The following is a 24,311-nucleotide window of genomic DNA, read 5'->3' as shown; positions in this document are numbered from 1 at the left end:
TTTTTTATCGCCTCGGCGAATTCCCTCGACGCCGGCCTTGATCTTCTCAACCGCAGCAACATCGTGGGGAGTGATACCACGATGAAGACGCAGGCCCTTGCAGGACAAAAACTCGGGGCCGAAGAAAGAAAGGCGTGAAAACAATTTGTTAGGCGGCCTGGTGCTGCAAAGTGGGAGCCGCTCATGCTTGAGATTACTGGCATCCCCAGGCAAATGTCGTGGTATCGCTCCCTGCGATGCTGGCGGCCTTCTCGCGTCGCTTATGCCTCCAGGGCTCGGTACACTGATGCCCGCCCAATTCCAAGCCGCTTGGCAATCTCAGTAGCCCCCAAGCCCTCGGCACGCAGCGCCAGCACCTCGTCGGCCTTTGCCATGGCTGTGGGCTTCCGACCCTTATACTTGCCCTCAGCCTTGGCCTTGGCGATGCCTTCGCGTTGGCGTTCCAACATGATCTCACGTTCGAATTCAGCGACACCGCCTAGAACCGTCAACATGAGCTTGCCGGTCGGCGTGCTGGTGTCGATCCCCATGTTGAGAATGCGCAGAGCAGCACCCTTGGACTCGATGGCGTCCATGATGGACAGCAGATGCCCAACTGACCGGGCCAGGCGATCCAGCTTGCTAACGACCAGGGTGTCCCCCTCGCGAATGAAATCGAGCGCCTGGGAAAGTTGCTCCCGGTTGGTCACATCCACTGAGGAGACCTGTTCGCTGAACAGCTTTTCACATCCTGCCGCCTTCAGGTCGCGCATCTGTGCCTCAATGCCGGCTTGCTGGTCCAGGGTGGAGGTGCGGGCGTAACCGATCAGCATGGGGTATCTCCGTCTCGATATGTCTCAATAACATTTAAGACATTACACGAAACGCGTCTCAAAAATCAACGCCCTATTTCTGTGAGACACGAATTTTAGAGACGGCCGGTGTCTCGTGGGGGCAAGGTCTATTGAGACGGCCACATGAGTGGTGAAACTTCAAGGGACGCTGACGATGGGAGCTATCAGGCTCCCCCGTTCTCGACGTCGATCATCGCAGCTTCGACGTCAGTGCGGATTGCTGCCTCCTCATCCCCCGACAGGACCGCGATTTCCAATCTCTGGAGATGGTCTTCATTCCAGACCGGCAGAATGATGCCGCGACGCTGAAGGATGCCTTCGGCAGCAGCGGCGGCAGCAGAGACGGCCTTCAACGCTGATGGCCCAAGGTCACCACCCGTCACCAGGGAATGGGCGCGGGCGAGGGTGGCGACGCCGAAGGAGACGAGCAGGTCGCCGGCCTCGGCTGTGGTGAACTTGGTCGTGCCACCCTTAGCAGCAGCACCAGGTGCAGACCGTGCTGCCGGTCGGCACCAGCCCGCACGCTTGATCGCGGCATTGGTCTTTTGCCGCGATACACCGAGGGTGTCGGCGATTTCCGTCGCCGTCATGTGGCCGCTCTCGAAAGCCTCTTTGTGGGCATCGAGAGCGACCAAGCCGGGCTTATCGGGATCGCGACGAGCCATCGCCTCAGGCCGCCAGGCCGCGTTTGATGGCGTCCAGACCGCCTCGGGAGGCGCTGGGCTGGTGGTAGGTCTGGCCGGCAAGGCCAGGACCGACCCATTGGCGGTTGGTGGACCTGCCGTCCGGGTTTCGGACCTCGACCATTTCGGCACGATGCCATGTGACGCCGCGCTGCTGGTCGCGGGTCCGCTGGAATTCGGCCAGACAGGCTCCGACACTACCATCGGGGTCGGAAGGGTTCTCTTCGGCCTGACGCTGGCGCTGTTCCTCGACCTGTCGCCCCTCCCTGCGGCGGCCCTCGGCCTTGGCCTCCTCCCAGACACGGGCCAGGGTGTCGTATTCTTCGGCTTCGTGATCGGTCAGGTCTTCGGCGGCGGCCCGGCGCTGTAGATCATTGAAGCGGGACCAACTGAACTGGAACTCAGACATGGGGGGACTCCTTCGGGGGCTGGGGCCGGCGGCACCAACTGCCGGCGGCGGAGAGACGGGCGCGACGCTGTTCGCGACGTTGGGCTTCGAGGATTTCAAGGTGTGCGGCCAGGTGATATGCAGCTTCTCGACCCGCATAGATCGACTGCTCCCATTCCTGGTTGCTCACATGGCGACGAACATCTTTGCCATAGGCGGTGCGGAGCTGGCCTTCATCGACAGGGCCGGCTCCGCGCTCGAACCCCTTGCACAGGGTGTTGTAAAGGCCAACTGGGCTGGTGAGGCCGAACGCCTCCGCAACGGTAGCGGCGGTGTAATGCCGGCCTTGCTCCGACCAGGTGATGCGAAGCGCCAACCGAATGATAGGGTTGGAAGGGTCAAAGATGGGCATTAGCAGCCTGCGTATGTAGTTGTTCCTAACATTTTGTATCATGTCGTCGAGTCGCCGTCAAATCGGCCCCAGCCTGGCACGAGAGGGATTGCAAGCCGGGCTCCAAGAGGGCATATTCCGGCCTTGGGCAGTCCACAAAGACGGTCCACATGCGCTTTTTGGTGCCAGCTATCTAGTTGAAATAATAGCTGTTTTTCGCTTTCGGCTGGGGCTCCAGGCGCCCCAGCCAAGCTCTCCATCCGGATTGACAGACGGCCCGTCCCCGCTCAGCCCTTGGGCCAGGGCAGCATGCCGCGCGACAGCAGGTAGCCGCCGACCGTGCCGGCGAAGGCCAGGGCGGCGAGGATCAGGGCGCGGGGGCTCAGCATGGCCGGTCGGGCTCCAGCAATTGGTGGGTCGAGTTGCGGCGCGGCTGCCACAGGCCGCGCTCGATGGCTTCTTGCAGGCGGGCGCGGATTTCAGCCAGGGCGGCGGGGTTGTTGGTCCTGAGGAAGTCCAGCACCGCCTCGTCGCCGAGATAGGCCTCGGCCACCAGATCGAAATGGTGGTCCTTGACCGCCTTCGTGGTGGCGGCGAAGGCGAACAGGTAATCGACGCTGGCCGCCATCTCGAAGGCACCCTTGTAGCCGTGACGCATCACGCCCTTGATCCATTTCGGGTTGACCACCCGGGCGCGGACCACCCGGGCGATCTCGTCGTCCAGGGTGCGGATGCGGGGTGTTTCGGGGCGGGAATGATCGGCGTGCCAGATGGTGGGCGCCTTGCCCGAGGCGGTCTCTACCGCCGCCGCCAGCCCGCCCTCGAACTGGTAGTAATCGTCGGAATCCAGCAGATCGTGCTCGCGGTTGTCCTGGTTGTGCACCACCGCCTCGACCTTGGCGAGGCGGCCGCGGAACAGGGCGTGGCCGGCCTCGCCCTCCGCCCCGGCGCCATAGGCCCAGCCGCCCCACGCCATGTAGGATTCGGCCAGATCGGCCCGCGTCGCCCAGCCCTTCTCGTCGATCAGCGCCTGCAGCCCGGCGCCGTAGGCCCCCGGCATGGAGCCGAACACCCGGAACCCCGCCTGGCGCGCCGCCTGATCCGGCGGCACGCCGTCGGCCTCGAGGCGGAGGCGCTCGGTCCGGACCCGCTCGGCCAGGGGGTTGACCTCCGGCGGCTCGTCCAGGGCGGCGACGGCGCGCGCCGCCGAATCGAACAGGTCGATCAGGTTGGGAAAGGCGTCGCGGAAGAAGCCGGAGACCCTGAGGGTCACATCGATTCGCGGGCGGTCCAACACCGGGGCGGGCAGGATCTCGAAGCCGGCCACCCGGTTGGAGCCCACGTCCCAGCGCGGCTTGACCCCCATCAGGGCCAGCCCTTGAGCGATATCGTCTCCCCCCGTCCGCATGTTCGATGTGCCCCAGGCGGTCAGCGCCAATGCCCTGGGCCAGTCGCCGTGTTCCTGCAGATGGCGTTCCAGCAGCAGCTGGGCCGATTTCCAGCCCAGGCTCCAGGCCGCCGGGGTGGGCACGGCGCGGGTATCGACGGAATAGAAATTGCGACCGGTGGGCAGCACGTCGGGCCGCCCCCTGGTGGGAGCGCCCGAGGGGCCGGGCGGCACGAAGCGGCCGGCCAGGCCCTTCAGCAGGCCGTCGATCTCCGCCGCGCCGCAGGATTCCACCATCGGGCGCAGATGGCCGTCGATCCATTGCAGCACCGGAACCGTCCGGCTCCAGCCGGGCTCGGCCCGACGCTGGCCGGCGATCAGGGCGCGGGCGAGGCGCTCCAGGCGCTCCACCGCGTCGCCCTGGCTGCGCCAGGGATCGTCGCCGTCCAGGGCGGCGGGCCGCGGGCCGCTCCAGGCTTCGCCCGGCACGCAATCCAGGGGGTCGAAACCGTCCAGCCCCAGATCGGCGGCCAGGGCGCGGGGCAGCGAGACGCCCTCCGGCCCGCCGCCCCGTGGCACCCGGGCCAGGGCGACCAGCAGGTCGGTCAGCTGGTCGTCGGCGGGCGACACGCCGAACACATGCAGGCCGTCCCTGATCTGCAGTTCCTTCAGTTCGCACAGATGGTTGTCGAGTTTCCTCAGCGCCTCGTCCGGGTCGTCGTCGCGGCCGATGCCCAGATCGGCGTCCAGTCCGGCGGCGGCCGACAGGGTGAGGATTTCCCGCCGCAGCAGGCCCAGGCGGCGCGGGTCGATGCCCGCCGCCTCGTAATACTCGTCGACCAGCCGCTCCAACTCGCGCAGGGGGCCGTAGCTCTCGGCGCGGGTCAGCGGCGGGGTCAGGTGGTCGATGATCACCGCCGCCGCCCGCCGCTTGGCCTGGGTGCCCTCGCCGGGATCGTTGACGATGAAGGGGTAGAGATGGGGCAGCGGCCCCAGGACGGCCTCGGGGAAGCACTCCGCCGACAGGGCCAGGGCCTTGCCCGGCAGCCATTCCAGGTTGCCGTGCTTGCCCATGTGGACCACGGCGTCGGCCCTGAAGCCGTCCTGCAGCCAGGCATGGAAGGCGAGGTAATTGTGGGGCGGCACCAGATCGGGGTCGTGGTAGCTGGCGGCGGGGTCGATATTGTAGCCGCGCGCCGGCTGTACCGCTACCGTAACGAAACCGAAGCGGGTGGCGGGGAGGATGAACTCGCCGCAGGTCAGTTCGCCCTTGGCGAAAAAGGGATCGGCCTCGGGCGCGCCCCAGCGGGCCGTCACCCTGTCCTGCAGCGCCCTGGGCTGGGACTGGAACCAGGCGAGGTAATCGGGCAGGGACAGGGTTTCGCGCCGCTCGCGGTGGGCCAGGGCGCGCCAGTCGTTGGTGGCGCCCGCCTGCATCAGTTCGATCAGGGCGTTGCCGCATTCGGGAATGTCGCCCACCCGGTAGCCCGCCGCGTCCAGGGCGCGCAGCACCTGGACGGTGCCGGCCGGGGTGTCGAGGCCGACGCCGTTGCCGATGCGGCCGTCGCGGTTGGGATAATTGGCCAGCACCAGGGCGACGCGCCGCTCCCCCGCCGCCTTGCGCCGCAATGCGGCCCAATTGGCGGCCAGCCTCGTCACGAAACCGATCCGGTCGGCGACCGGGGCATGGGTGGCCAGGTCGCACTGGGTGGCCTCGTCGCGCCGCGCCCGCTTGAACGAGACGGCGCGGGTGATGATGCGGCCGTCCACCTCGGGCAGGGCGACGTTCATGGCGATGTCGCGCGGTCCCAGGCCCTGGTTGCCGCCGCGCCACCCCTCCTCGCTCCCCGACGCCAGGATGACCTGGAGAACCGGGCAATCGGCGGCGTCGAAGGGGCCGGGTTCCGCCTTGCCCGGCGACGACACGGCGAAGCCGGTGGCGTTGACGATCACGTCGGGCGGCGTCTCGGCCAGCAGGGCGCGGGCCAGCGCGGCGCTGACCGGGTCCTTCAGGCTGTGGACGAACAGGGCCGCCGCGCCCAGCCCCCGGTCCCGCAAGCCCTGCATCAGGGCGTCCACCGGCGCGGTGTCGCCGGCCAGCACCAGGGCGCGGTAGAACACCACCAGGGCGCGGGGCCTGCCGTCGAGAGGATCGGCGGCGCCGTAAAGACCGGCCTGGGGCAAGGGACGCGGCTCTAGCCACTCCGCCGCATGCCCGATCAGGCTGGCGGCATGGCCCAGGAACCAGCGGCAATTGTCCGGCCCGCCGTGCAGCAGATAGGCCCACAGGCGCTCCACCGCCGCGGGCGCCACGGTGGAATCGTCGCTGAGGTCGGGGTCGGGCTGGTCGGCGCCGGGCAGCAGGGCCAGCGGAATCTTCAAGCGGCGGCAGGCGTCGGCGATCTGTTCGATGCCGTAGGGCCAGTAGGAGCGCCCGCCCAGCAGGCGCACCACCACCAGACGGGCCTTGGCGATCACCTGCTCGACATAGAGGTCCACCGACATGTGGTGGGCGAGGCGGGTGAGATTGGCCAGCCGCAGGCCGACCGGCGCGCCCTCCCAGGCGGCGAAGGCGGTGGCCAGCGCCGCCAGCTCGGTGTCCGCCGCCGACAGAACCACCAGGTCGGCGGGACTCTGGCCGAGGTCGATGGCCTCGTTCCCGTCGGAAATGGTCCCGGCCTGGGCGGCGAGAAGATGCATCAGAGGCCCAGCAGCGCCGCTTCGATGGCGCTCCGGTCGAGGCCGGTGCGGCCGATCACCACCAGGGTCCCGACGCGTTCCTCGTCCGCCTTCCACGGCCGGTCGAAATATCGTTCCACACGCGTGCCGACCGCCTGGATGACGTGGCGGGCCGGCTTGCCGCTCACCGCCAGGAAGCCCTTGAGCCGCAGGATGTCGTGGGCCTCGATGGCGGCGATGGCGCGGCTCTCGACGGCGGCCGGGTCGTCGACCATGGGCAGGCGCACCGCGAAGCTCTCGAAATCGTCGTGGTCGTGGCCGTCCTCGGCGTCGTGGTGGGATGGCCGCGCGGCCAGATCCTCCTCGGCGGCGGCGGACAGGCCCAGCACCACCAGGGGGTCGATGGCCGACAGGCGGGTGGGGTGGGTCTTGACGCCGGGGCGCAGCCGCGCGCCGATGCCCTCCCGCAGGGCGGCCAGGGCGGCCTCGTCCAGCAGGTCGGCCTTGTTGAGGAGGATCAGGTCGGCGCAGGCCAGTTGGTCCTCGAACACCTCCTCCAGCGGATTGTCGTGGTCGGGGCGCGCCATCTCCTCCGGCGTCGAGGCGAAGCGCCCCGAGGCGGCGGCGGGGGAATCCACCACCGCCACCACGCCGTCCACGGTGACGCGCGAGCGGATTTCCGGCCAGTGGAAGGCCTTGACCAGCGGCTTGGGCAGGGCCAGGCCCGAGGTCTCGATGACGATGTGGTCGGGCGGATTGGGCCGGTCGAGCAGGGCCTGCATGGTGGGCAGGAACTCGTCGGCCACCGTGCAGCACAGGCAGCCGTTGGCCAGCTCGACGATGTTATCGTCGGCGCAGCCGGGCACGCCGCAGGCGGCCAGCAATTCGCCGTCCACCCCGATATCGCCGAACTCGTTGACGATCAGCGCGATGCGCCGTCCCCGGCTGTGGGTCAGCAGGTGGCGGACCAGGGTGGTCTTGCCGGCCCCCAGGAAGCCGGTGATGATTGTGGCGGGAATCTTGCGCATCTATGGAACGTCCTTGAGAAGCAGGGGAAGGCCGGCGGCGACGAACACCACCCGGCGGCTGATGACGGCCACCCGCTGGTTGACCCGGCCCTGGTGGTCGCGGAAGGCGCGGCCCAGGCTGGTGTCCGGCACCAGCCCCATGCCGACCTCGTTGGAGACCAGCACCACCGGCCCGGCGGGAGCGGCCAGCACCTCGCACAGGCGGTCGAGGGAACGGTCGATGTCGCGGCCGACATGCATCAGGTTGGACAGCCACATGGTCAGGCAATCCACCAGCACCGGCCGGTCGGGGCGCATGACGTTGTCCAGGGCGTCGGCGAGGTCGAGGGGCTCCTCCAGGGTGCTCCAGCCCGGACCGCGCCGGCGGCGGTGATGGTCGATGCGCTCGGCCATCTCGCCGTCCAGGGCCTGGCCGGTGGCGAGATAGAGGGCCGGCTGGCCGCCGAACAGGGATTCGGCATAGGCCGACTTGCCGGAGCGGGCGCCGCCCAGGACCAGGGTGGCCGGGGGAAGGGCGGGTGGCGGAAGGATGCTCATCCCGGCCGCCTATTTCCGTTTGTTCTGCGAAAGGAATTCGGCCAGTTGCTCGACCTCGGCGTCGGACAGCTTGCGCACGTTGGCGGCCATCATGCGGGCGCGGCGCGTCGAGCGGATCTCGTCGCGGATCGCCTTGATCTGGATCATCAGGTAATCCTTGCGCTGCCCGGCCAGGACGGGATAGTCGGCCAGCGGCCGGGCTCCGTCGGCGCCGTGGCAGCCGATGCAGCCCTTCTCGTCGAACAGCTCGGCGCCCTTGTCCGCCTTGGCCCGGTCGCCGGCCAGGGATTCGGCGGACCTTTGCGCCGCCAGCCAGTCGGCCAGGGCGATGCGGTCGTCGGGGCTGGTCTTCTCGATGACCGGCTGCATCGCCTTGACCGGGGCGGAGGCGCGGAGCCCGCTGGCGATCTCGTTCATCTGGCGCAGCAGATAGACGGAATTCTGTCCGGCGATGACCGGCGAGCCGGGAATGGGCCTGGCGCCGGCCTCGCCGTGGCAGGCGGCGCAGCCCTTGGCGGTGAACAGCGCCTTGCCGTCCTTGGCGGAATTGGCCGGGGCGGGATCAGCCAGGGCGGCGGGGGCGGTGAACAGAAGGGCGGCGGCGATCAGGGCGTAACGGGTCATGTCCACTCCAGTCGGCCGGCGGCGCCGCAGGCCGGGCAGCGCAGCGCGAAGTCGGGGGCATGGTGGCCGCAGCCGCCACAGGTCCAGGACGGTTCCGATACCGAATCGGTCGCGGCCCGGAGCGTCCAGGCGCCGGCGGCGGCCTCGTCCTTGCGCTCGTCGCGCTCGACCTGGGCCAGCAATTGGAAGACGGCGCGGGTGGGGCGCTGCTCCAGCGCCTTTTCCAGATGGGTGCGGGCCTGCCCCCACAACTGGGCGGCCAGCGCCGCCTCGGCCAGGGCCACATGGCCGTCAGGCGAGGCGGGATTGGCCTGGACCAGTTCCTGCATCCGTTTGACCCGCTCCAGGGCGCCTTCGCCCTCGCCCAGCGCCCGCCAGCCGGTGACCAGCAGCGGATGGGGGGCGGCCTTGAAGGCGGCCTTCAGCAACGCCGCCGCCTTGCGCCCCTTGCCGCGGCGGCGGTACAGCCCGGCGGCCAGGGACACGGCGGGAACGAACAGCGGGTCGGCGTCGCGGGCATCCAGCGCCCAATCCAGGGCCCGGGATTCGTCGCCGGCCGCCAGGGCCTCCTCGGCGCGGCCCAGCAGGATCAGGGCGCGGCGTCGCGCCAGTTCGGCTTCGGGCAGGGCGTGCCGCCGCCGGGCGGTGCGCAGCACCTGTTCGGCTTCCGCCCAGGCGCCGGCCTCCACATGCAGGTCGAGCAGCAGGGCGGCCAGATCCTCGGCGCCGGGCCGCAGCAGGAAGGCCTGGCCCGCCTGGTCGCGGGCGGTTTCGCGCTCGCCCTGCTTCAGCGCCAGCTCGGCCAACCCCTTGTGTCCCAGGAAGGCCGTCTCCCGGCGTTCGGTCATGACTTCATAACGCTGGCGTAACTGTCCGTCGTCGCCGCTCAGCCGGGCGGCCTGGGTGATGAGCAGGCCGGTGACCGCCGGGTCGTTCAGCAGCTTGTCGGCCCGGCGGGCCAGCTTTCCGGCGCGGGCGGCGTCGCCCGAGGCCGCCGCCGCCAACCCGTCGGATAGCGCGGCGTAGCCCTTGCGCTCACGCCCCAGCCGCCGCGATTCGAACCAGCGGCCGGGAGCGCCGAACACGCCGCGGACCAGGCGGTTCAGCATGGAGAACGCCACCAGCAGCAGCGCCAGGAAGGCCAGCAGTACCGGCACGGTGGTATCCATCCGCCAGCCTTGCCAGCGGATGGTGACCTCGCCCGGGCGGTCGGCCAGCCAGACGGCGCCGGCCACCGCCAGTCCGGTGAGGGCCAGGAAGGCGAGCAGCCGCCTCATAGCTTGGCTCCGGCCAGGGCCAGGGCCTGGGCGGTCAGCTGCGACAGGGCCTTGTCGGCGGCCTGCCGCGCCTTGGCCTCGGTGACCCAGGGCGCGGCGGCTTCGGCCGGGCCGCCGTCCAGGGCGTTCAGTTCGGCCAGGGCGGCGGCAAGATTGCCGCCGCTCAGCGCCGCCTGGGCGCGGCCGACGATGGCGGCGGTGTTGTGGCCCATGGCGGCGCCGTCCTCGCGGCGGATGGTGACCAGCGACAGCAGGCGGTCGGCGGTGCGCCGCCACCAGCCCTCGCCCTCGGGCAGGATCTCGGCGCGGATCAGCGCCGGGGCCAGGGCGTCGAAGCGCTGCGCCAGGGCGTTCCGGGTGGCGATGCCGGAGGCGGCCTGCCCTCCCAGCCCGTCGAGCAGGGCGAGGCTTTCCCCGTCCTCGCCGGCCAGCACGCGGGCGGTGCGCCATTCGGCTTCATAGGGCCGTCCGGCCGCCACCGCTTCGCGTAATTGTCCGGCGGCCAGCAGCAGGGCGGCGGCCGAGGACCGCTTGCCCTGCAGGTCGCGCAATGCCGTCTCCACCTGCTCCAGCCGGTCGGCGAGGCGGAGCAGGGCGGCGGCATCGGCCGAGTTGCGCTTGAGCTCGGCCACTTGTTTCGTTAGCGACTCGACCTCGCCGGCCGGGCCGGCGGCATGGGTGGTCTTCAGAGCCTCTTCCAGGCGGTCGAGGCGGGTGGCATCCACCGCCCCCGCCGTGGCGGGGCCGCGCGCCTCCAACTGGGCGATGCGGCTGGTGGCCGCCGACAGTTCGGCCCGCAGGTTCTCTACCTCGAAGGATTCGCCGGGGGCGGCGGCGGGCAGGCCGAGAGGGCCGCGCCAGAGGGGGAAGCTGGCATAGGCGCCGGCGCCCAGCGCCAGGATCGCCGCCACGGCGATCAGGCGGCCCGACGATGAGCGCGGCGGCGGGCTCTGCACCTCCGCGGGGGCGGCGGGCTCGGAAACGGGCTCTGACGTCATGGGCTGAATCCCCGGTTGAGATCGTCGTCGATGGCGGCGAGCAGGGCCGCCTGGCTGGGTTCGGCGGCTTGGCGCAGCACCCGCCAGGGCAGCGGGGCCAACTCGGCCGAGACATTGGCCGACAGGCCGTAGGCGGCGATGGCGCCGAGACTCTCCCGCATTCCGGCCCCGATCGCCAGGGTAGCAAAGGTCCGGGCGGTGCGGGGAGAGAAAAACAGGGCCAGCTGCAGGCCGCCGGCCAGCAAGCTGTCGCACAGGGCGGCGGAAAGGCGGGTGGCGGGCACCGCCCGGTAGAGGACCTGACGGCGCACCTGGAAGCCCCTGGCCGACAGCCATCCCGACAGGTCGCCGGCCGTCACCGTTCCGGCGGCGTGAAACAGCGCCCCGGCCTGGGGATCGGCGCGGGACGCCACCAGTTCGGCCAGGCTGTCCACGTCGCCGCCGGCGCATTGGACACGCGAAAAACCCATCTCGCGCGCCGCCCGGCCCGAGGCGTCGCCCACCGCCCAGATGGGCAGATCACGATCGGGGGAAAGGCGGGCCAGGGCGCGGATGCCGTTGGCACTGGTCACCAGGATGCCCTGGGCGCCTCCGGTGTCGACCGTGGCGCCCTCGACCGGGACGATGTCGAGCAGCGGCTCGACCATCACGTCGAGGCCGCGTTGGGCCAGCGCCCGCGCCACGCCTTCGGAATCCTCCTTGGGGCGGGTCACCAGGGCGCGCATGGCTCAGTGCGGCTTGATGAGATCGAAGAAGCCCGGCCCGGCTTGCCCGATCAGTTCCTCGGCGGCATCCTTGCCCATGGCTTCGGCGTCGGCGCGGCTGCCGGTGCGCGACGCGGCATGGATCTTTGTGCCGTCGGGGCTGACGATCAGGCCGCGGAACGACAGCCGGTCGCCGTCCAGCGTGGCCAGGGCGGCGATGGGGGTGCGGCACGAACCGTCCAGGCGGGTGAGGAAGGCCCGCTCCGCCGCGACGCGGACGAAGGAATCCGGGCAGTTCAGCGCGGCGAGATAGTCCAGCGATTCCTGGTCGCCGGCGCGGCAGGTGATGCCGATCGCGCCTTGCGCCACGGCGGGCAGCATGTCGTCTTCGGCGAGCGCCGAGGTGGCGTGCTGGACCAGCCCGAGACGCCGCAGGCCGGCCATGGCCAGCAGGGTGGCGTCGACCACGCCTTCGTCCAGCTTGCGCAGGCGGGTCTGGACGTTGCCGCGGAAGTTCACCACCTTGAGATCAGGGCGGCGGTGGAGAATCTGCGAACCGCGCCGCAGACTCGAGGTGCCCACCACGGCGCCCTGGGGCAGGTCGGCCAGCGAGCGGTACTTGCGGCTGATGAAGGCGTCGCGCACGTCCTCGCGCGCTAAGATGCAGGGCAGCACGATACCGTCGGGCAGCTGGGTCGGCACGTCCTTCATGGAATGGACGGCCAGATGGATGCGGCCCGAGAGCATGGCCTCGTCCAGTTCCTTGGTGAACAGGCCCTTGCCGCCGATCTCGGCCAGCGGGCGGTCCTGCACCAGGTCGCCGGTGGTCTTGATGACCTCGATGTCGATGGCGCCGTCGGCGGCCAGGGAGGGCCAGGCGGCGGCGAGGCGGTCGCGGGTCTCGTGGGTCTGGGCCAGGGCCAGCGGCGAACCACGGGTGCCGATGCGGAGGATGGGAAGTTTTGCGGTCATGGTCCGGTTGTTGTAGTAAGTCGGACGCCGCTCTGCAAAGGGATTTGCATCTTGCTTGTTTTGGGCATCGAAAGTTCCTGCGACGAAACCGCCGCCGCCGTGGTCAACGACCGGCGGGAAATCCTCGGCGAGGTGGTGCTGTCGCAGTTGGACGAGCACCGTCCGTTCGGCGGCGTGGTGCCGGAAATCGCGGCGCGCTCCCACCTCGCCCATCTGGACCGGCTGGTGGCCGAGGCCATGCGCCGGGCCGGGCTGGGATTCGCCGACCTGGACGGCGTGGCGGCCACCGGCGGCCCCGGCCTGATCGGCGGCGTGATCGTCGGCGTGATGACCGGCAAGGCCATCGCGCTGGCCTCGGGCAAGCCGTTCCTGGCGGTCAACCATCTGGAAGGCCACGCGCTCACCCCGCGCCTGACCCACGACATCGGTTTCCCCTACCTGCTGCTGCTGGCCTCGGGCGGCCATTGCCAGCTGCTGGCGGTGGAAGGGGTCGGCCGCTACACCCGGCTGGGCACCACCATCGACGACGCGGCGGGCGAGGCCTTCGACAAGGTGGCCAAGATGGCCGGCCTCGGCTATCCCGGCGGCCCGGCGGTGGAAAAGGCGGCGGCGGGCGGCGATCCCGCCCGCTTTGCCCTGCCGCGCCCCATGAAGGGCAAGCCGGGTTGCGATTTCAGCTTCTCGGGCCTGAAGAACGCCGCCCGCCTGCTGATCGAAAGCCTGCCCCAGCCGCTTGCGGAGCAGGATCAGGCCGACGTGGCCCGCGCCTTCCAGGACGCGGTGGCCGATTCCATGGCCGACCGGGTGCGCAGGGGGGCGCGCGAGATGAAATCCCGCTGGCCGGCGGCCCGCCATCTGGTGGTGGCCGGCGGCGTGGCCGCCAATGCGGCGCTCAGGCAGGTCCTGCTCCGGATCGGAAACGAAACGGGACTGGAATTCCTCGCCCCGCCGCTGAAGCTGTGCACCGATAACGCCGCCATGATCGCCTGGGCGGGGATCGAGCGGCTGCGCCTCGGCCAAAGCGACGACCTGTCCTTCGCCCCGCGCCCGCGCTGGCCGCTGGACCCCAACGCCCGGAAGGGAGCCCCCAACACCTGGAAGGGAGCCAAGGCGTGAGCAAGGCCTTCACCAAGGAAAGCGACGGCGACGACGAGCCGGAAGACACCCCCAAGGGCCTGCCGCCGGGCTCGAAGAACTACATGCGGCCCCAGGGCTTCGCGGCGCTGAAGGCCGAACTGGCCCAGCTGCTCAAGGTCGAGCGGCCCAAGGTGGTCGAGGTGGTGTCGTGGGCGGCGGGCAATGGCGACCGCTCGGAGAACGGCGATTATCTCTACGGCAAGAAGCGGCTGCGCGAGATCGACCGCCGCATCCGCTTCCTGACCAAGCGCATGGAATCGGCCCATGTGGTCGATCCCAGCCAGCAGAAGAAGCTGGACCAGGTGTTCTTCGGCGCCACCGTCACCTATGCCAATGCCAGGGACGAGGAGATCACCGTCACCATCGTCGGCATCGACGAGGCCGACCTGGAAAAGGGCCTGATCAGCTGGATTTCGCCGGTGGCTCGGGCGCTGCTGAAGGCCTTCGAGGGCGATTCCGTGCCCGTGCGGACTCCGTCCGGTGTCGAAATGATCGAGGTGGTGGGCATCCGCTACGGGGGGTGAGGCCCCCCTGCAGCGGATTGCGTCCTCAGGCCGCCTTGTCGAACAGGTCGTAGAGGCGGCTTTCCTCGCGCTCGACCCGGGCCTTGAACAGGCCGAGGATCTGCCGTGTGGCCGCCACGAAGCCGGCGGGATCGCGGCCGATGGCCAGCGGGCCGGCCCAGGCCTTCTTGTAGGAATCGAAGCGCAGCGACAGGCTGCCCATCTCGGCCTGGAACTCGGCGGCGGTGCGGCGCAGCGCCGTGTCGGGATGGGCGGCGCATTTGGGGTACAGCGTGTTGTCCTCGATGGCCAGATGGATGGAGAACTTGCCGAACAGGTCGAGCACCACCTTGGACACCGCCGCCGGGTCCTCGGCGATCCGCTTGGGGTCGAGCATGGGCTCGAGCCGGCCGACGACTCCCCGCAGATCGTCATGATGTTTACGGAAACCATCGGTCTTTCTCATGGCGGTATTCCTTCGTTTCAAGCTGATGAAGCGACAATACCCAAGTAATTGACTATGGTACTTGACGGCGGTCAAGCGTGGATGGGAACGGGGCTACCGCCGTCCGAACAGCTTCTCGATATCGCTCAGGCTGAGGGAGACGTGGGTGGGCCGGCCATGGTTGCACTGGCCCGACAGCGGGGTGGCCTCCATGCGGCGCAGCAGGGCGTTCATCTCGGGGATGGAGAGGCGGCGCCCCGCCCGCACCGAGCCGTGGCAGGCCATGGTGGCGCAGATGTGCAGCAGCCGCTCCTCGAGCGCGGTGGCGGCGCCCCACTCGGCCAGCTGGTCGGCCAGATCGCGCACCAGCCCCTGGACGTCGCCGTCGCCCAGCAAGGCGGGAACCTCGCGCACCACCACGGCGCCGGGGCCGAACGGTTCGACCACCAGCCCCAGGCGGGACAGCTCCCCGGCCCGTTCGGCCACGCGGGCGGCGCCGGCCTCGCCCAGGTCCACCACCTCGGGCAGCAGCAGGCCCTGGCGGGCTACCTTGCCCTCGGCCAGACCCAGCTTCAGGCGCTCGAACACCAGGCGCTCGTGGGCGGCGTGCTGGTCGACGATCACCAGCCCCTGGGCGGTCTCGGCGACGATATAGGTGTCGTGCAGTTGGGTCCGTGCCGCGCCCAGGGGATAATCGGCGGCCGCTCCGTCTTCTGTCTCGCGCTCGGCGGCGGGGGCGGCGGGCGGCAGGTCGAGGCCCAGGCCGGGTCGCAGCGGCGCCTCGGCCAGCCCGCCCAGGGGGGCCTGGGCGCCGATACCGGCGCGGAGCAGCGGCAGGGAAGGGCGCGGCGGCGGATGATGGGCGAAGGCGGGCGGCGGGCTGTTGCCCAACGCCCCCAGCGCCACCCCGGTCAGGGTGGAACTGGCCCGGTGGCCGGCCCCGGCCAGGGCGTGGCGGATGGCGCCGACGATCAGGCCGCGCACCAGCCCGGAATCGCGGAAGCGCACCTCGGCCTTGGCGGGATGGACGTTGACGTCCACCTGGTCGGGATCGAGTTCGAGGAACAGCGCCACCACCGGATGGCGGTCGCGGGCCAGCACGTCCTGATAGGCGCCCCTGACCGCGCCGATCACCAGCCGGTCCTTGACCGGGCGGCCGTTGACGAACAGGTACTGGGCGGCCGCACTGGCGCGGTTGTAGGTGGGCAGCCCGGCCCAGCCGGTCAGGCGCACCCCGTCGCGCTCGGCGTCCAGCGCCAGGGCGTTGGGCTCGAACTCGCGCCCCACCACCTGGGCGATGCGCGACAACAGGGCGGCGCCGGGCTCGCCGCGCCTGGCCGCGAGGTCCAGCACCCTGCGGCCGCCGTCGGAGAGGGAGAAGGCGATGTCGGGATGGGCCATTCCCAGGCGCTCGATGACGTCGGCGGCATGGGCCAGCTCGGTGCGCGCCGCCTTGAGGAATTTGAGCCGCGCCGGGGTGGCGTAGAACAGGTCGCGCACCTCGACGCGGGTGCCCTGGGGATGGGCGGCGGGGACCGGGCTTGCCTTGGCGCCGCCCTCCACCGACAGGCTCCAGGCGGATTCGGCGCCCCGCGGCCGGCTGGTCAGCGTCAGGCGCGCCACCGAGCCGATGGAGGGCAGCGCCTCGCCGCGGAAGCCCAGGAAGCGGATGCGCACCAGATCGTCGTCGGGCAGTTTCGAGGTGGCGTGACGCTCGACGGCCAGCATCATCTCGTCGGGGCTCATGCCGCATCCGTCGTCGCTGACCGCGATCAGCGACTGGCCGCCCTCGGCCAGCACCACGTCGATGCGGCCGGCCCCGGCATCGATGGCATTCTCCACCAGCTCCTTGACGGCGGAGGCGGGGCGCTCGACCACCTCGCCGGCGGCGATCTGGTTGACCAAAGTGGGGGGAAGGAGGCGGATGGACATGGTTACGCCGGATTTATGCCGAGAGCCTCGGCGAGGCGTTCGACAAACCGCCCCGCCCCGGTGACCGCCATGGCGGCCCGGTCGAGCGGAATTTCCGAATCGGCGCCGATCTCATAATCGGCGACGGCCTTCAGGTTATAGCTCTGGGCGAGGAAACGGCGACACCCGGTATCCAGCCTGGCTTCGTCCTGGGCGAGTCGGTTGAATTCGGCATGGACACCATGGTGGGACTTGGCGACCCGGCCTGTCCGTTCGAAGATCAGGGCCTGAGCCGCGTGAAAGGCGGCCAGATAGGCATTGCGGCCCGCGTCGTTGCCCAATCCGACGTCGAGGTTGGTGCGGGCGAAGGCAAGGCAGCGGCGGGCCTTGTCCAGATAGCCGGTCGCCTCGGGCGTCACAGATCAAGCCCCTCGCGGCGGATTTCGTGCATCAGCGGGGTGCGCTCCTCCCAGGCGCCGGCCCGGTAGGGCATGGCGTGGATGAAGGCGCCGGTATCGTCGAGAACCTGGGTGGTGAGTTCGGCAATGCGGTCCGCCTCGGCCCAGCGGTCGCCGAGATTCATCAGGAATACCGCCACGTCGTAATCGGAATCCGGACGGGCGTCGCCCCGAGCCCTCGAGCCGAACAGCACCACCCTCTGCAGGCGGTTGCCATAGGTCAGGGTCAGGGAATCGCGGAAACGGGTCAGGACCGGATCAACCATAGCCATGGCAAACCATAGCATGAAATCCGGCGGCCGGACTATTGGCCTCTACCCCACCGCCACTCTGTTGCGGCCGGAACGCTTGGCGGCGTAGAGCGCCATGTCGGCGCGCGACAGCATGGCATCGATGGTGGAATCGGTCTCCAGCCGCTCGGCGGTGCCGATGCTGATGGTGAAGGCGACGGTTCCCGCTTCGACCGGGATGCGGATGGCGGCGATGGCCTGGCGCAGCCGCTCGGCCACCTGCAGGGCGCCGTCCAGGTCGGTCTCGGTCAGCACGATGGCGAATTCCTCGCCGCCCAGGCGGCCCAGCACGTCCTCATGACGGATGACCTGGGCGCAGGTGTCGGACAGGGCCTTGATGGCCACGTCGCCCACCGGATGGCCGTAGGTGTCGTTGACGCGCTTGAAGTGGTCGATATCGAGCATCAGGGCGACCAGCGGCCGGCCGTGGCGCCGCGCCCGGTCGACCTCGGCCCCGGCCAGTTCCATGAAATGACGGCGGTTGAAGGCGCCGGTCAGCACGTCGGTGGTGGCCAGACGGCGCAGCTCGGCCTCCATGCGCTTCCTGTCGGTGATGTCGAGCATCACGCCGATCACCCCTTCCGGCCGCTTGTCGCGCCCGCGCCACACGGTCTTGTTGACCACCACGTCCAGGGCCTTGCCCGCCGCCACCTCCAGATGGGCCTCGAACTGGACGCGGCCGGTCTCGGCGATGGCCCGCAGGTCGGCCTTGGCCGAGATGGTGGCGAAGTCGGAATTGACCATCTCGGCGGTGGTGCGGCCGAGCCAGTCGGCGGCGGCGATGCCGTGCATCTCGCGGAAGGCGCCGTTATAGCCGAGATAGCGGCCGTCGGTGTCCTTCCACCACAGGGGATTGGGCACCGCCTCCAGCAGGCTTTCCACGAAGGCGCGGGCCTGGACGGCATGCGAGCGCTGTTCGGCCAGCTCGCGGGTGCGGGCGACCACCTGCTGCTCCAGGGTGTCGTTCATGTGGCGCAGCGCCGCCACCGCCCGGATCTGGCCGGTGATGTCGCGCGCCTCGATCATGTATTCCGGCGCGGCGCTCCGGGACGGCAATTGGGTGGCCTTGATCTGGGCATCGAAGGCCGAACCGTCGAGGCGGGCGAGGCGCACCGCACGATGCCGCCTTCGTCCAGCAGGGCGGCCAGGTCGGTGGCGACGATCTCGCGATACTCGCCGGCGAAGATTTCCGATACCGGGATGCCGACGAACTGGCTGGCGTCGCCGCCGCCCAGCACCTGCACGCCGGTGGCGTTGATATAGCCGATGCGCCCGCCGTGGCAGAGCAGCACCAGGTGCATGGAGCGCTCCACCAGGGCCTGGAAACGGTCCTCGCTGTAGCGGGCCGTGCGGGCCAGGCGTCCCTGGCGGGAAATGTCGCGCGCCGTGACCACCGCATGGGCCGGGCCCAACTCGCGGGCGGGATGGATCTGCAACTCGGCCTCGAAGGTGCCGCCGTCCAGGTGAAGCACCTTGATGGGGAAGGCGGAATCCTCGATCTCCTTGAGATGGAGAAGATCGTCGATCACCCCGGCGTAATCGCCGCCCACCAGATCGCGGAAGGCGCGGCCGATGATCTCTTCGGCGTTTTCGGCGCCCAGCATGGCGGCGCCGGCGCTGTTGACGTCCAGCACCACGCCGTCGGCGCACAGGCAGACGAGGTCGCGCGACACTTCCAGCACCGTCATGAAATTGGCGCCGAATCGCGGCCCCTTGCGCCGCCGCTCGGCCGGCGTTTCCACCCGTCCCATGTTGCCCATCCCGGCTTGCCCCTTCCCCGGGCGATCAACCTGAAATCTGGATCAGCATATACAGATTCGCAGGCGCCGTTACCAGCCTAAATGCCGGTCCGGAACTGGTAAGACCAAAGAACAATAATTAGTTGATTGTTATTGCCGCAGGGCGCGGATAGCTTTGATCAGCCCGGCGGTCGAGCAATCGTGGCTGCCGATTGTATTGCCGGGTGAAAGTTCCGGCAGGATGGCCTTGGCCAGCACCTTGCCCAGCTCCACCCCCCACTGGTCGAAGCTGCAGACGTCCCAGACCACGCCCTGGACGAAGACCTTGTGTTCGTAAAGGGCGATCAGCATGCCCAGGGTGAAGGGGTCGAGGCGGGGATAGAGCAGGGTGTTGCTGGGGCGGTTGCCGGGAAACACCCGGTGGGGCAGCTGGCGGGCGATCTCGTCCGCCGCCGTGCCGGCCTGTTCCAGCTCGGCGCGGGCCTCGGCCTCGGTCTTGCCCCTCATCAGCGCCTCGGCCTGGGCCAGGACGTTGGACAGCAGCATCAGGTGATGCTCGCCCAGCGGGTTGTGGCTGTGGGCGGCGGCCAGGAAGTCGCAGGGGATCAGGCGGGTGCCCTGGTGGATCAGCTGGTAGAAGGCGTGCTGGCCGTTGGTGCCCGGTTCGCCGAACACCACGGGGCCGGTGCCCCAGGCCACCGGGGCGCCGTCCTTGGCGGTGCCCTTGCCGTTGCTCTCCATGTCCAGCTGCTGGAGATAGGCCGGCAGGCGGTGCAGGTACTGGTCGTAGGGCAGCACGGCATAGGATTCGGCGCCGAGGAAATTGGCGTTCCAGATGCCGATCAGGGCGAGGATCACCGGCAGGTTGGCCTCCAGGGGCGCGGTGCGGAAATGCTCGTCCATGGCGTGGCCGCCGGCCAGCAGTTCCTCGAAGCGCTCGAAGCCCACCGCCACGGCGATGGACAGGCCGATGGCCGACCACAGGGAATAGCGGCCCCCCACCCAGTCCCAGAACCCGAACATGTTGGCGGTGTCGATGCCGAACCCGGCCACCGCCTCGGCATTGGTGGACAGCGCGACGAAATGGGCCGGGATGGCGGCCTCGCCCAGCCTTTCCACGGCCCAGGCCCGGCAGGTCCGCGCGTTGGCGATGGTCTCCTGGGTGGTGAAGGTCTTCGACGCCACGATGAACAAGGTGGTCTCGGGATCGCAGAGCTTCAGCACCTCGGCGGCGTGGCTGCCGTCCACGTTGGAGATGAAGCGGACCGCCAGATCGTCCTTGTGATAGGGCTTCAGCGCCTCGGTGACCATCACCGGCCCGAGGTCCGAGCCGCCGATGCCGATATTGACCACGTTGCGCATGGGCCGTCCGGTGGCGCCCCGCCACTCGCCCGAACGGACCCGCCCGGCGAAGGCCTTCATGCGCTCGAGCACGGCGCGCACCTCGGGCATCACGTCGTGGCCATCGACCGTCACCGGGCGGTCCGAGCGGTTCCGCAGCGCGGTGTGCAGCACGGCGCGGCGCTCGGTGACGTTGATCCTGGCCCCGCCGATCATGGCGTCGCGGGCGGCCGGCACCCCGGCCTGCGCGGCGAGGCGCAGCAGGGCGGCCATCACGTCCTCGTCGATGCGGTTCTTGGAATAATCGAGCAGCAGCCCGTCCAGGCGGGCCGAGAAACGCCCGAAGCGCTCCGGGTCCTCGGCGAACATCTCGCGCATGGGCCGCCGGCCGGTGGTGGCGGCCAGGGCCTCCAGATCCTTCCAGGCGGGAAGTGACGTCGGATGTGCCATGAGATTCCCCCGTATCAGTCGGGGGAATCCTACCCTACCAGACGAAGAAGAACACCCCCCACATGCCGAGCTGGGCGAAAGCCCCGGCCAGCCCCAGCCCCCAGGCGGCCAGCCGGCGGGCGAAGGCGGCGGCGGGCAGCGAGCGCCACAGCAGCAGGGCGCTCCACAGCAATCCGCCGGTCAGCAGCAGGGCGCGGGCGTCGGGCACCCAGGCGAGGAACACCCCCTCGGCGGTGAGCTGGGTCAGCGTCATGGACGACAGGCCGACGATGAGGCCCGCCGCCCCGGCCGGCACCAGCCCGTAGCCGAGGCGCCACAGCAGGCGCTTTTCGCCCAGCACCCGGGCGGCGGCGGCCAGCCCGGCCAGCCCGATGCCGCCCAGCGCCAGGGCGGCGCCGCCCATATAGGCGACGATGCAAAAGCCGTCCAGCAGGCTGAACACCTCGCCGGTCTCGTCGGAATTGGTCAGCAGCCACCAGGGCAGGGTCTCGGTCATGGGGAACAGGATGTCGCGCTCGATCAGGATGCGGGCGATGCCCTGCTTCAGGGCGACGAACCACGGCGAGCCGGCCCACTGGAAGGCGCCGGTCGCCACCCCCATCACCCCGAACAGCAGCAGGACGATGTCCCAGGGCGACACCTCGCGGGCCGGCAGGGCGGCGATCTCGGAGCCGGGCAGGCGGGGCGCCAGTTCGACGGCGTCGCGATGGCCGGAACAGCGGCCGCACATGTGGCACGAGCCGCCGCCGGTCATGGCGCGGACGTCCACCAGGGTGGCGCAGTCCACCGCATGGGTGCGCGGCGCCACCCGCCAGGCCTCGGCATCGACGCGGAAATGGACGGGGGCGAGGCGCGACAGCAGCGAGAATACCCCGCTGGCCGGGCAGAGATAGCGGCACCACACCCTTTTTCCCCGCCCGTAGACCAGCCCGATGCCCAGCGCCATGACGGTGGAGGCGCCGAGGATCAGCAGCGCCGCCTTGGGGTATTCGTAGACGGTGATCATCTGGCCGTAGACGGTGGTGCAGACGAAGGCCACGAACGGCCAGCCCTTCCAGCGCAGCCAGGCGGGAATGGCCCGGCCGAGGCCGTGGCGGCTGACCCATTCGGTCATGGTGCCCTCGGGACAGAACAGGCCGCACCATGCGCGGCCCATCACCACCATGCTGACCATGACGAAGGGCCACCACACGCCCCAGAAGGCGAACTGGGCGAACAGCACCAGATTGTCCCAGATATGCTGGGCATCGTCGGGAACCGGCAGGAAGGCCGGCACGGTCACCAATCCGAGATAGATGACGACCATCAGCCACTGCACCGCCTGGATGGTCCCGGAATGGCGGGCCAGGAAATGGCCGATAACGGCCAGCGGGGCGGAGCGGGAGGAGAGGGCGTTCATGCGGTCCTCAAAAAGATCAAACCATGCCCGGCATTGGGACCGGGCATGGCCGATAGTGATAATACGACTGAGAGGCGCTTGCACCCATTAATAGGCCAGCTGCCCCCTCAATCCCAGGGCGTAGACCACGGCGCCCGACGGGTCGCCGCCGGCATGGCGGATCACCTGGGCGTCCGGGGTCAGCTCGAAATTGGGAAGCAGGCGGTAGCGGTAGTAGACCTCGGCCATCTGCTCGAAGGAAACCGCGCGGTAGCCGAAATCCGGCGTGCCGTCGGCATCGTTGTCCAGCGTTTCGGAGCGGTCGCGGAACTTCTTGTTGACGTGGGACGCCGCCAGGGCGAGACCCAGTCCGTCGGCGCCGCGTCCCCAATAGGAGCCGCCGATTTCGCCGCCGACGGTCAGGCTCTGGTCGAAGCGGGGGTTGCCCTTCACCTCGTGGCCGTAACGCGCGAACAACGTGACGTAATCGTCCACCTTCTGGTCGAAGGACAGGCCGATGCCGGCATGCTTGGCGCGCCGGCTGTCGAAATCGGTGGCGCGGTCGTTCATCCAGCCGTAGACGCGGTAATTGCCTTCCAGGCCGCCGAAGAAGCGCTGGGTGGTTTCCGCCTGGACGATGCGGAAGGGGAAATCGGTGGAGTTCTGGAAGGCGGCGCCGTTGCCGGTCTCGAACACGCCGGCCTGAAGGCGCCAGACCTGCGACTTGTCGGATTCATTGGTGTAGGCCACCCGCAGGCCGGGGGTGAAGCCCAGCCCGTCGACGCCGATGTCGCCGCCGGCGTCCAGCAGCGGATTGTGAACCAGGGCCTGGTTCATGAAGAAGCGGGTCTCGTCGGCGGCCACCGCGTTCTGGTCGAAGAACACGAAGGGGTCCATCTTGCCGAGGGTGGCTTCCAGCTTTCCGCCCAACCCGGCGGTTTCCAGCTGGTAATAGGCTTCCACCAGCCCGATGGCGGCGTCGGAATTGTCGGCGCCGGGGCGCTGGAAGGCGGTGGCGTTGACCGAGGAGAAGGAGTTTTTGACCGAACCGACGCCCTGGCCCTGGCCCATGCGCACATGGGTGAAGATGGTGCCCTTGATTCCGGCGGCCTCGCCGCCGGGCAGGCTTACGGTCACGTCGCCGCGCCAGTTGAGCTGGCTTTCCTTGTCCAGCTGCTGGCCCGCCAGGTTCTGGCCGACCATGGTCATGCCGGCGCCGACCTTGACGTCGCCCAGGGCGTCGAGAATCTTCTTGCCCTTCCTGTAGGACAGCGCGTCGGTCTCGGTGGCCTTCATGCGGGCGGCGAGCTGCGGCTCGGTCTCGCTGATGGTGTCCTGTTCCAGGGCCTTTTCCACCGCGGCGTTATGCTGCTCCAGCTTTTCGATGCGCTGCACGGTCTCGGTGGCGACCGGCTTTTTGCGCTCCAGCTCCTCGACGCGGTTGGCCAGGCGCCGGATCTCGGCCAGCAGCTCGGCGGTGGAAGGGTCCTTGGCGGCCCAGGCCGGGGTAGCGGCGATCATGCCGATCGCCGCCACCGTCGCGATGGAACGGGCGCTCATCAGTAGCCACCCTTCTTGCCGATGCCGGCGAAGACGAATTCGTAGTCGAGCTTGAAGGCCGGGAACCACGGACGCACGCCGGTGGCGCGGTCGGTGTGGCGGCCGTAATGCTTGCCGGCATGGTTCTCGGGGGCGTTGGGCGGATAGATGGTGTAGGTGACCTTGTACTTGCCGGGGCCCTTCAGCTTGATGTTGTCGCCGTAATGGGGGCCGTCGCTGGCCACCATGGGCATCATGTCGCCCTTGATCACCTCGCCGGTGCCGTCCTTGACCAGCTCGTAGGTCACATGCAGGTAGGGAATCCACGCCCCTTCGGGATAGCCGTTGGGATTGCCCTGCAGCGCCTTGATGTCGGCCTCGATATGGATGTCCGACTGCTCGGGCTGGGTCATCATGCCGTCGGGCTCCATGCGCACCGCCTGGAGATAGACGGCGCCGATCTCCATGCCGTAGCGGTTCTCGGGGGCGCCGATGGGATACTCCACCGCCATGGCCGGGACGGTGGCGGTGAACAGGCCCGCCACGAGGGCGAGGGCGGAAAGGATGCTCTGACGATTGGTCATGGGGGCCTCTATGCCAATGGTAATGCGACTGCAAG

General features: G+C 69.4%; 24 protein-coding genes. 2 read left to right on the top strand and 22 right to left on the bottom strand.

Annotation, left to right across the window (positions count from 1 at the left end; all coding sequences use genetic code 11):
• Positions 1-260: 260 nt before the first annotated feature.
• From H261_RS09590 to hemC, 12 genes are all read right to left on the bottom strand, one after another.
• A complete protein-coding gene (locus H261_RS09590) occupies positions 261-812 on the bottom strand; it encodes a recombinase family protein (protein WP_008616873.1) in 552 nt (183 codons plus the stop codon).
• 185 nt (positions 813-997) lie between these two features.
• Entirely contained in the window at positions 998-1,498 is a 501-nt protein-coding gene (locus H261_RS09585; protein WP_040476131.1) for a hypothetical protein, read from the bottom strand.
• A 4-nt stretch (positions 1,499-1,502) separates the two neighbouring features.
• Positions 1,503-1,925 carry a hypothetical protein gene (locus H261_RS09580; protein WP_008616871.1) on the bottom strand — a complete coding sequence of 141 codons (423 nt, stop codon included), beginning with the start codon at positions 1,923-1,925 and terminating at the stop codon, positions 1,503-1,505.
• The gene (locus tag H261_RS24770) at positions 1,918-2,316 is read right to left on the bottom strand and encodes a hypothetical protein (RefSeq protein ID WP_152426802.1); all 399 of its coding nucleotides are present in this window, start codon (positions 2,314-2,316) and stop codon (positions 1,918-1,920) included. The genes H261_RS09580 and H261_RS24770 overlap by 8 nt, the downstream gene beginning before the upstream one ends.
• 361 nt (positions 2,317-2,677) lie before the next feature.
• On the bottom strand, positions 2,678-6,382 hold the full coding sequence (cobN, locus tag H261_RS09570) for a cobaltochelatase subunit CobN (RefSeq protein ID WP_008616869.1): 3,705 nt from the start codon (positions 6,380-6,382) through the stop codon (positions 2,678-2,680).
• Positions 6,382-7,389, bottom strand: a complete 1,008-nt coding sequence (cobW, locus tag H261_RS09565) for a cobalamin biosynthesis protein CobW (RefSeq protein WP_008616868.1) — start codon at positions 7,387-7,389, stop codon at positions 6,382-6,384. The genes cobN and cobW overlap by 1 nt, the downstream gene beginning before the upstream one ends.
• Positions 7,390-7,926 carry a bifunctional adenosylcobinamide kinase/adenosylcobinamide-phosphate guanylyltransferase gene (gene cobU / locus H261_RS09560; protein WP_008616867.1) on the bottom strand — a complete coding sequence of 179 codons (537 nt, stop codon included), beginning with the start codon at positions 7,924-7,926 and terminating at the stop codon, positions 7,390-7,392.
• A 9-nt stretch (positions 7,927-7,935) separates the two neighbouring features.
• Positions 7,936-8,550, bottom strand: a complete 615-nt coding sequence (locus H261_RS09555) for a c-type cytochrome (protein WP_008616866.1) — start codon at positions 8,548-8,550, stop codon at positions 7,936-7,938.
• A complete protein-coding gene (locus tag H261_RS09550; protein ID WP_008616865.1) occupies positions 8,547-9,827 on the bottom strand; it encodes a heme biosynthesis protein HemY in 1,281 nt (426 codons plus the stop codon). Before H261_RS09550 ends, H261_RS09555 begins: the two co-directional genes overlap by 4 nt.
• Positions 9,824-10,825 (bottom strand): COG4223 family protein, encoded by a 1,002-nt coding sequence (locus H261_RS09545; protein WP_008616864.1) that lies wholly within the window; start codon positions 10,823-10,825, stop codon positions 9,824-9,826. The genes H261_RS09550 and H261_RS09545 overlap by 4 nt, the downstream gene beginning before the upstream one ends.
• Positions 10,822-11,550, bottom strand: coding sequence for a uroporphyrinogen-III synthase (locus H261_RS09540; protein WP_008616863.1), 729 nt, complete (start codon positions 11,548-11,550; stop codon positions 10,822-10,824). The genes H261_RS09545 and H261_RS09540 overlap by 4 nt, the downstream gene beginning before the upstream one ends.
• A 3-nt stretch (positions 11,551-11,553) precedes the next feature.
• A complete protein-coding gene (gene hemC / locus H261_RS09535; protein ID WP_008616862.1) occupies positions 11,554-12,501 on the bottom strand; it encodes a hydroxymethylbilane synthase in 948 nt (315 codons plus the stop codon).
• A gap of 51 nt (positions 12,502-12,552) precedes the next feature.
• Here hemC and tsaD point away from each other — a divergent pair, with 51 nt between their 5' ends.
• Together tsaD and greB are read left to right on the top strand one after the other, a co-directional pair.
• Complete coding sequence (gene tsaD, locus H261_RS09530) at positions 12,553-13,617, top strand: tRNA (adenosine(37)-N6)-threonylcarbamoyltransferase complex transferase subunit TsaD (RefSeq protein WP_040476127.1); 1,065 nt, start codon at positions 12,553-12,555, stop codon at positions 13,615-13,617.
• Positions 13,614-14,162 (top strand): transcription elongation factor GreB, encoded by a 549-nt coding sequence (greB, locus tag H261_RS09525; protein ID WP_008616860.1) that lies wholly within the window; start codon positions 13,614-13,616, stop codon positions 14,160-14,162. The genes tsaD and greB overlap by 4 nt, the downstream gene beginning before the upstream one ends.
• 25 nt (positions 14,163-14,187) lie before the next feature.
• Here the strand turns inward: greB and H261_RS09520 are convergent, their stop codons facing one another.
• The 10 genes from H261_RS09520 to H261_RS09475 all read right to left on the bottom strand — a co-directional run bounded on the left by H261_RS09520 (position 14,188) and on the right by H261_RS09475 (position 24,276).
• Positions 14,188-14,607 (bottom strand): hemerythrin domain-containing protein, encoded by a 420-nt coding sequence (locus H261_RS09520; RefSeq protein ID WP_008616859.1) that lies wholly within the window; start codon positions 14,605-14,607, stop codon positions 14,188-14,190.
• A 93-nt stretch (positions 14,608-14,700) separates the two neighbouring features.
• Entirely contained in the window at positions 14,701-16,518 is a 1,818-nt protein-coding gene (gene mutL / locus H261_RS09515; RefSeq protein WP_008616858.1) for a DNA mismatch repair endonuclease MutL, read from the bottom strand.
• Positions 16,519-16,520: 2 nt separating this feature from the next.
• Positions 16,521-16,916: a HEPN domain-containing protein gene (locus H261_RS09510; RefSeq protein WP_008616856.1), complete on the bottom strand. Its 396-nt coding sequence runs from the start codon at positions 16,914-16,916 to the stop codon at positions 16,521-16,523.
• Positions 16,913-17,221, bottom strand: a complete 309-nt coding sequence (locus H261_RS09505; RefSeq protein ID WP_008616855.1) for a nucleotidyltransferase domain-containing protein — start codon at positions 17,219-17,221, stop codon at positions 16,913-16,915. The genes H261_RS09510 and H261_RS09505 overlap by 4 nt, the downstream gene beginning before the upstream one ends.
• Positions 17,222-17,269: 48 nt before the next feature.
• Positions 17,270-18,358 carry a GGDEF domain-containing protein gene (locus H261_RS09500; protein WP_008616854.1) on the bottom strand — a complete coding sequence of 363 codons (1,089 nt, stop codon included), beginning with the start codon at positions 18,356-18,358 and terminating at the stop codon, positions 17,270-17,272.
• The gene (locus H261_RS24525) at positions 18,268-18,996 is read right to left on the bottom strand and encodes a PAS domain-containing protein (RefSeq protein ID WP_161625020.1); all 729 of its coding nucleotides are present in this window, start codon (positions 18,994-18,996) and stop codon (positions 18,268-18,270) included. The genes H261_RS09500 and H261_RS24525 overlap by 91 nt, the downstream gene beginning before the upstream one ends.
• A 138-nt stretch (positions 18,997-19,134) precedes the next feature.
• Positions 19,135-20,775, bottom strand: coding sequence for a glucose-6-phosphate isomerase (gene pgi / locus H261_RS09490; RefSeq protein WP_008616852.1), 1,641 nt, complete (start codon positions 20,773-20,775; stop codon positions 19,135-19,137).
• Between the two features lie 34 nt (positions 20,776-20,809).
• A complete protein-coding gene (locus H261_RS09485) occupies positions 20,810-22,174 on the bottom strand; it encodes a 4Fe-4S binding protein (protein WP_008616851.1) in 1,365 nt (454 codons plus the stop codon).
• 87 nt (positions 22,175-22,261) lie between these two features.
• The gene (locus H261_RS09480) at positions 22,262-23,713 is read right to left on the bottom strand and encodes a carbohydrate porin (RefSeq protein WP_008616850.1); all 1,452 of its coding nucleotides are present in this window, start codon (positions 23,711-23,713) and stop codon (positions 22,262-22,264) included.
• On the bottom strand, positions 23,713-24,276 hold the full coding sequence (locus tag H261_RS09475; protein ID WP_008616849.1) for an iron transporter: 564 nt from the start codon (positions 24,274-24,276) through the stop codon (positions 23,713-23,715). Before H261_RS09475 ends, H261_RS09480 begins: the two co-directional genes overlap by 1 nt.
• Positions 24,277-24,311: the final 35 nt, after the last annotated feature.

Origin of the sequence: Paramagnetospirillum caucaseum (assembly GCF_000342045.1) — a bacterium.
Taxonomy (GTDB): Bacteria; Pseudomonadota; Alphaproteobacteria; order Rhodospirillales; family Magnetospirillaceae; genus Phaeospirillum; species Phaeospirillum caucaseum.
This window is presented reverse-complemented; position numbering and strand designations above follow the sequence as displayed.

Excerpts from the sequence above, each read along its gene's own strand:
- H261_RS09485 (WP_008616851.1), bottom strand. The coding sequence starts at position 22,174 with ATGAACGCCCTCTCCTCCCGCTCCGCCCCGCTGGCCGTTATCGGCCAT.
- cobN (WP_008616869.1), bottom strand. The coding sequence starts at position 6,382 with ATGCATCTTCTCGCCGCCCAGGCCGGGACCATTTCCGACGGGAACGAG.
- H261_RS09475 (WP_008616849.1), bottom strand. The coding sequence starts at position 24,276 with ATGACCAATCGTCAGAGCATCCTTTCCGCCCTCGCCCTCGTGGCGGGC.
- H261_RS09545 (WP_008616864.1), bottom strand. The coding sequence starts at position 10,825 with ATGACGTCAGAGCCCGTTTCCGAGCCCGCCGCCCCCGCGGAGGTGCAG.
- H261_RS09555 (WP_008616866.1), bottom strand. The coding sequence starts at position 8,550 with ATGACCCGTTACGCCCTGATCGCCGCCGCCCTTCTGTTCACCGCCCCC.
- H261_RS09520 (WP_008616859.1), bottom strand. The coding sequence starts at position 14,607 with ATGAGAAAGACCGATGGTTTCCGTAAACATCATGACGATCTGCGGGGA.
- hemC (WP_008616862.1), bottom strand. The coding sequence starts at position 12,501 with ATGACCGCAAAACTTCCCATCCTCCGCATCGGCACCCGTGGTTCGCCG.
- H261_RS09505 (WP_008616855.1), bottom strand. The coding sequence starts at position 17,221 with ATGGTTGATCCGGTCCTGACCCGTTTCCGCGATTCCCTGACCCTGACC.
- H261_RS09540 (WP_008616863.1), bottom strand. The coding sequence starts at position 11,550 with ATGCGCGCCCTGGTGACCCGCCCCAAGGAGGATTCCGAAGGCGTGGCG.
- H261_RS09590 (WP_008616873.1), bottom strand. The coding sequence starts at position 812 with ATGCTGATCGGTTACGCCCGCACCTCCACCCTGGACCAGCAAGCCGGC.
- H261_RS09550 (WP_008616865.1), bottom strand. The coding sequence starts at position 9,827 with ATGAGGCGGCTGCTCGCCTTCCTGGCCCTCACCGGACTGGCGGTGGCC.
- cobU (WP_008616867.1), bottom strand. The coding sequence starts at position 7,926 with ATGAGCATCCTTCCGCCACCCGCCCTTCCCCCGGCCACCCTGGTCCTG.
- H261_RS24525 (WP_161625020.1), bottom strand. The coding sequence starts at position 18,996 with ATGGGACGGGTGGAAACGCCGGCCGAGCGGCGGCGCAAGGGGCCGCGA.
- cobW (WP_008616868.1), bottom strand. The coding sequence starts at position 7,389 with ATGCGCAAGATTCCCGCCACAATCATCACCGGCTTCCTGGGGGCCGGC.
- pgi (WP_008616852.1), bottom strand. The coding sequence starts at position 20,775 with ATGGCACATCCGACGTCACTTCCCGCCTGGAAGGATCTGGAGGCCCTG.
- H261_RS09580 (WP_008616871.1), bottom strand. The coding sequence starts at position 1,925 with ATGTCTGAGTTCCAGTTCAGTTGGTCCCGCTTCAATGATCTACAGCGC.
- mutL (WP_008616858.1), bottom strand. The coding sequence starts at position 16,518 with ATGTCCATCCGCCTCCTTCCCCCCACTTTGGTCAACCAGATCGCCGCC.
- H261_RS09585 (WP_040476131.1), bottom strand. The coding sequence starts at position 1,498 with ATGGCTCGTCGCGATCCCGATAAGCCCGGCTTGGTCGCTCTCGATGCC.
- H261_RS24770 (WP_152426802.1), bottom strand. The coding sequence starts at position 2,316 with ATGCCCATCTTTGACCCTTCCAACCCTATCATTCGGTTGGCGCTTCGC.
- H261_RS09480 (WP_008616850.1), bottom strand. The coding sequence starts at position 23,713 with ATGAGCGCCCGTTCCATCGCGACGGTGGCGGCGATCGGCATGATCGCC.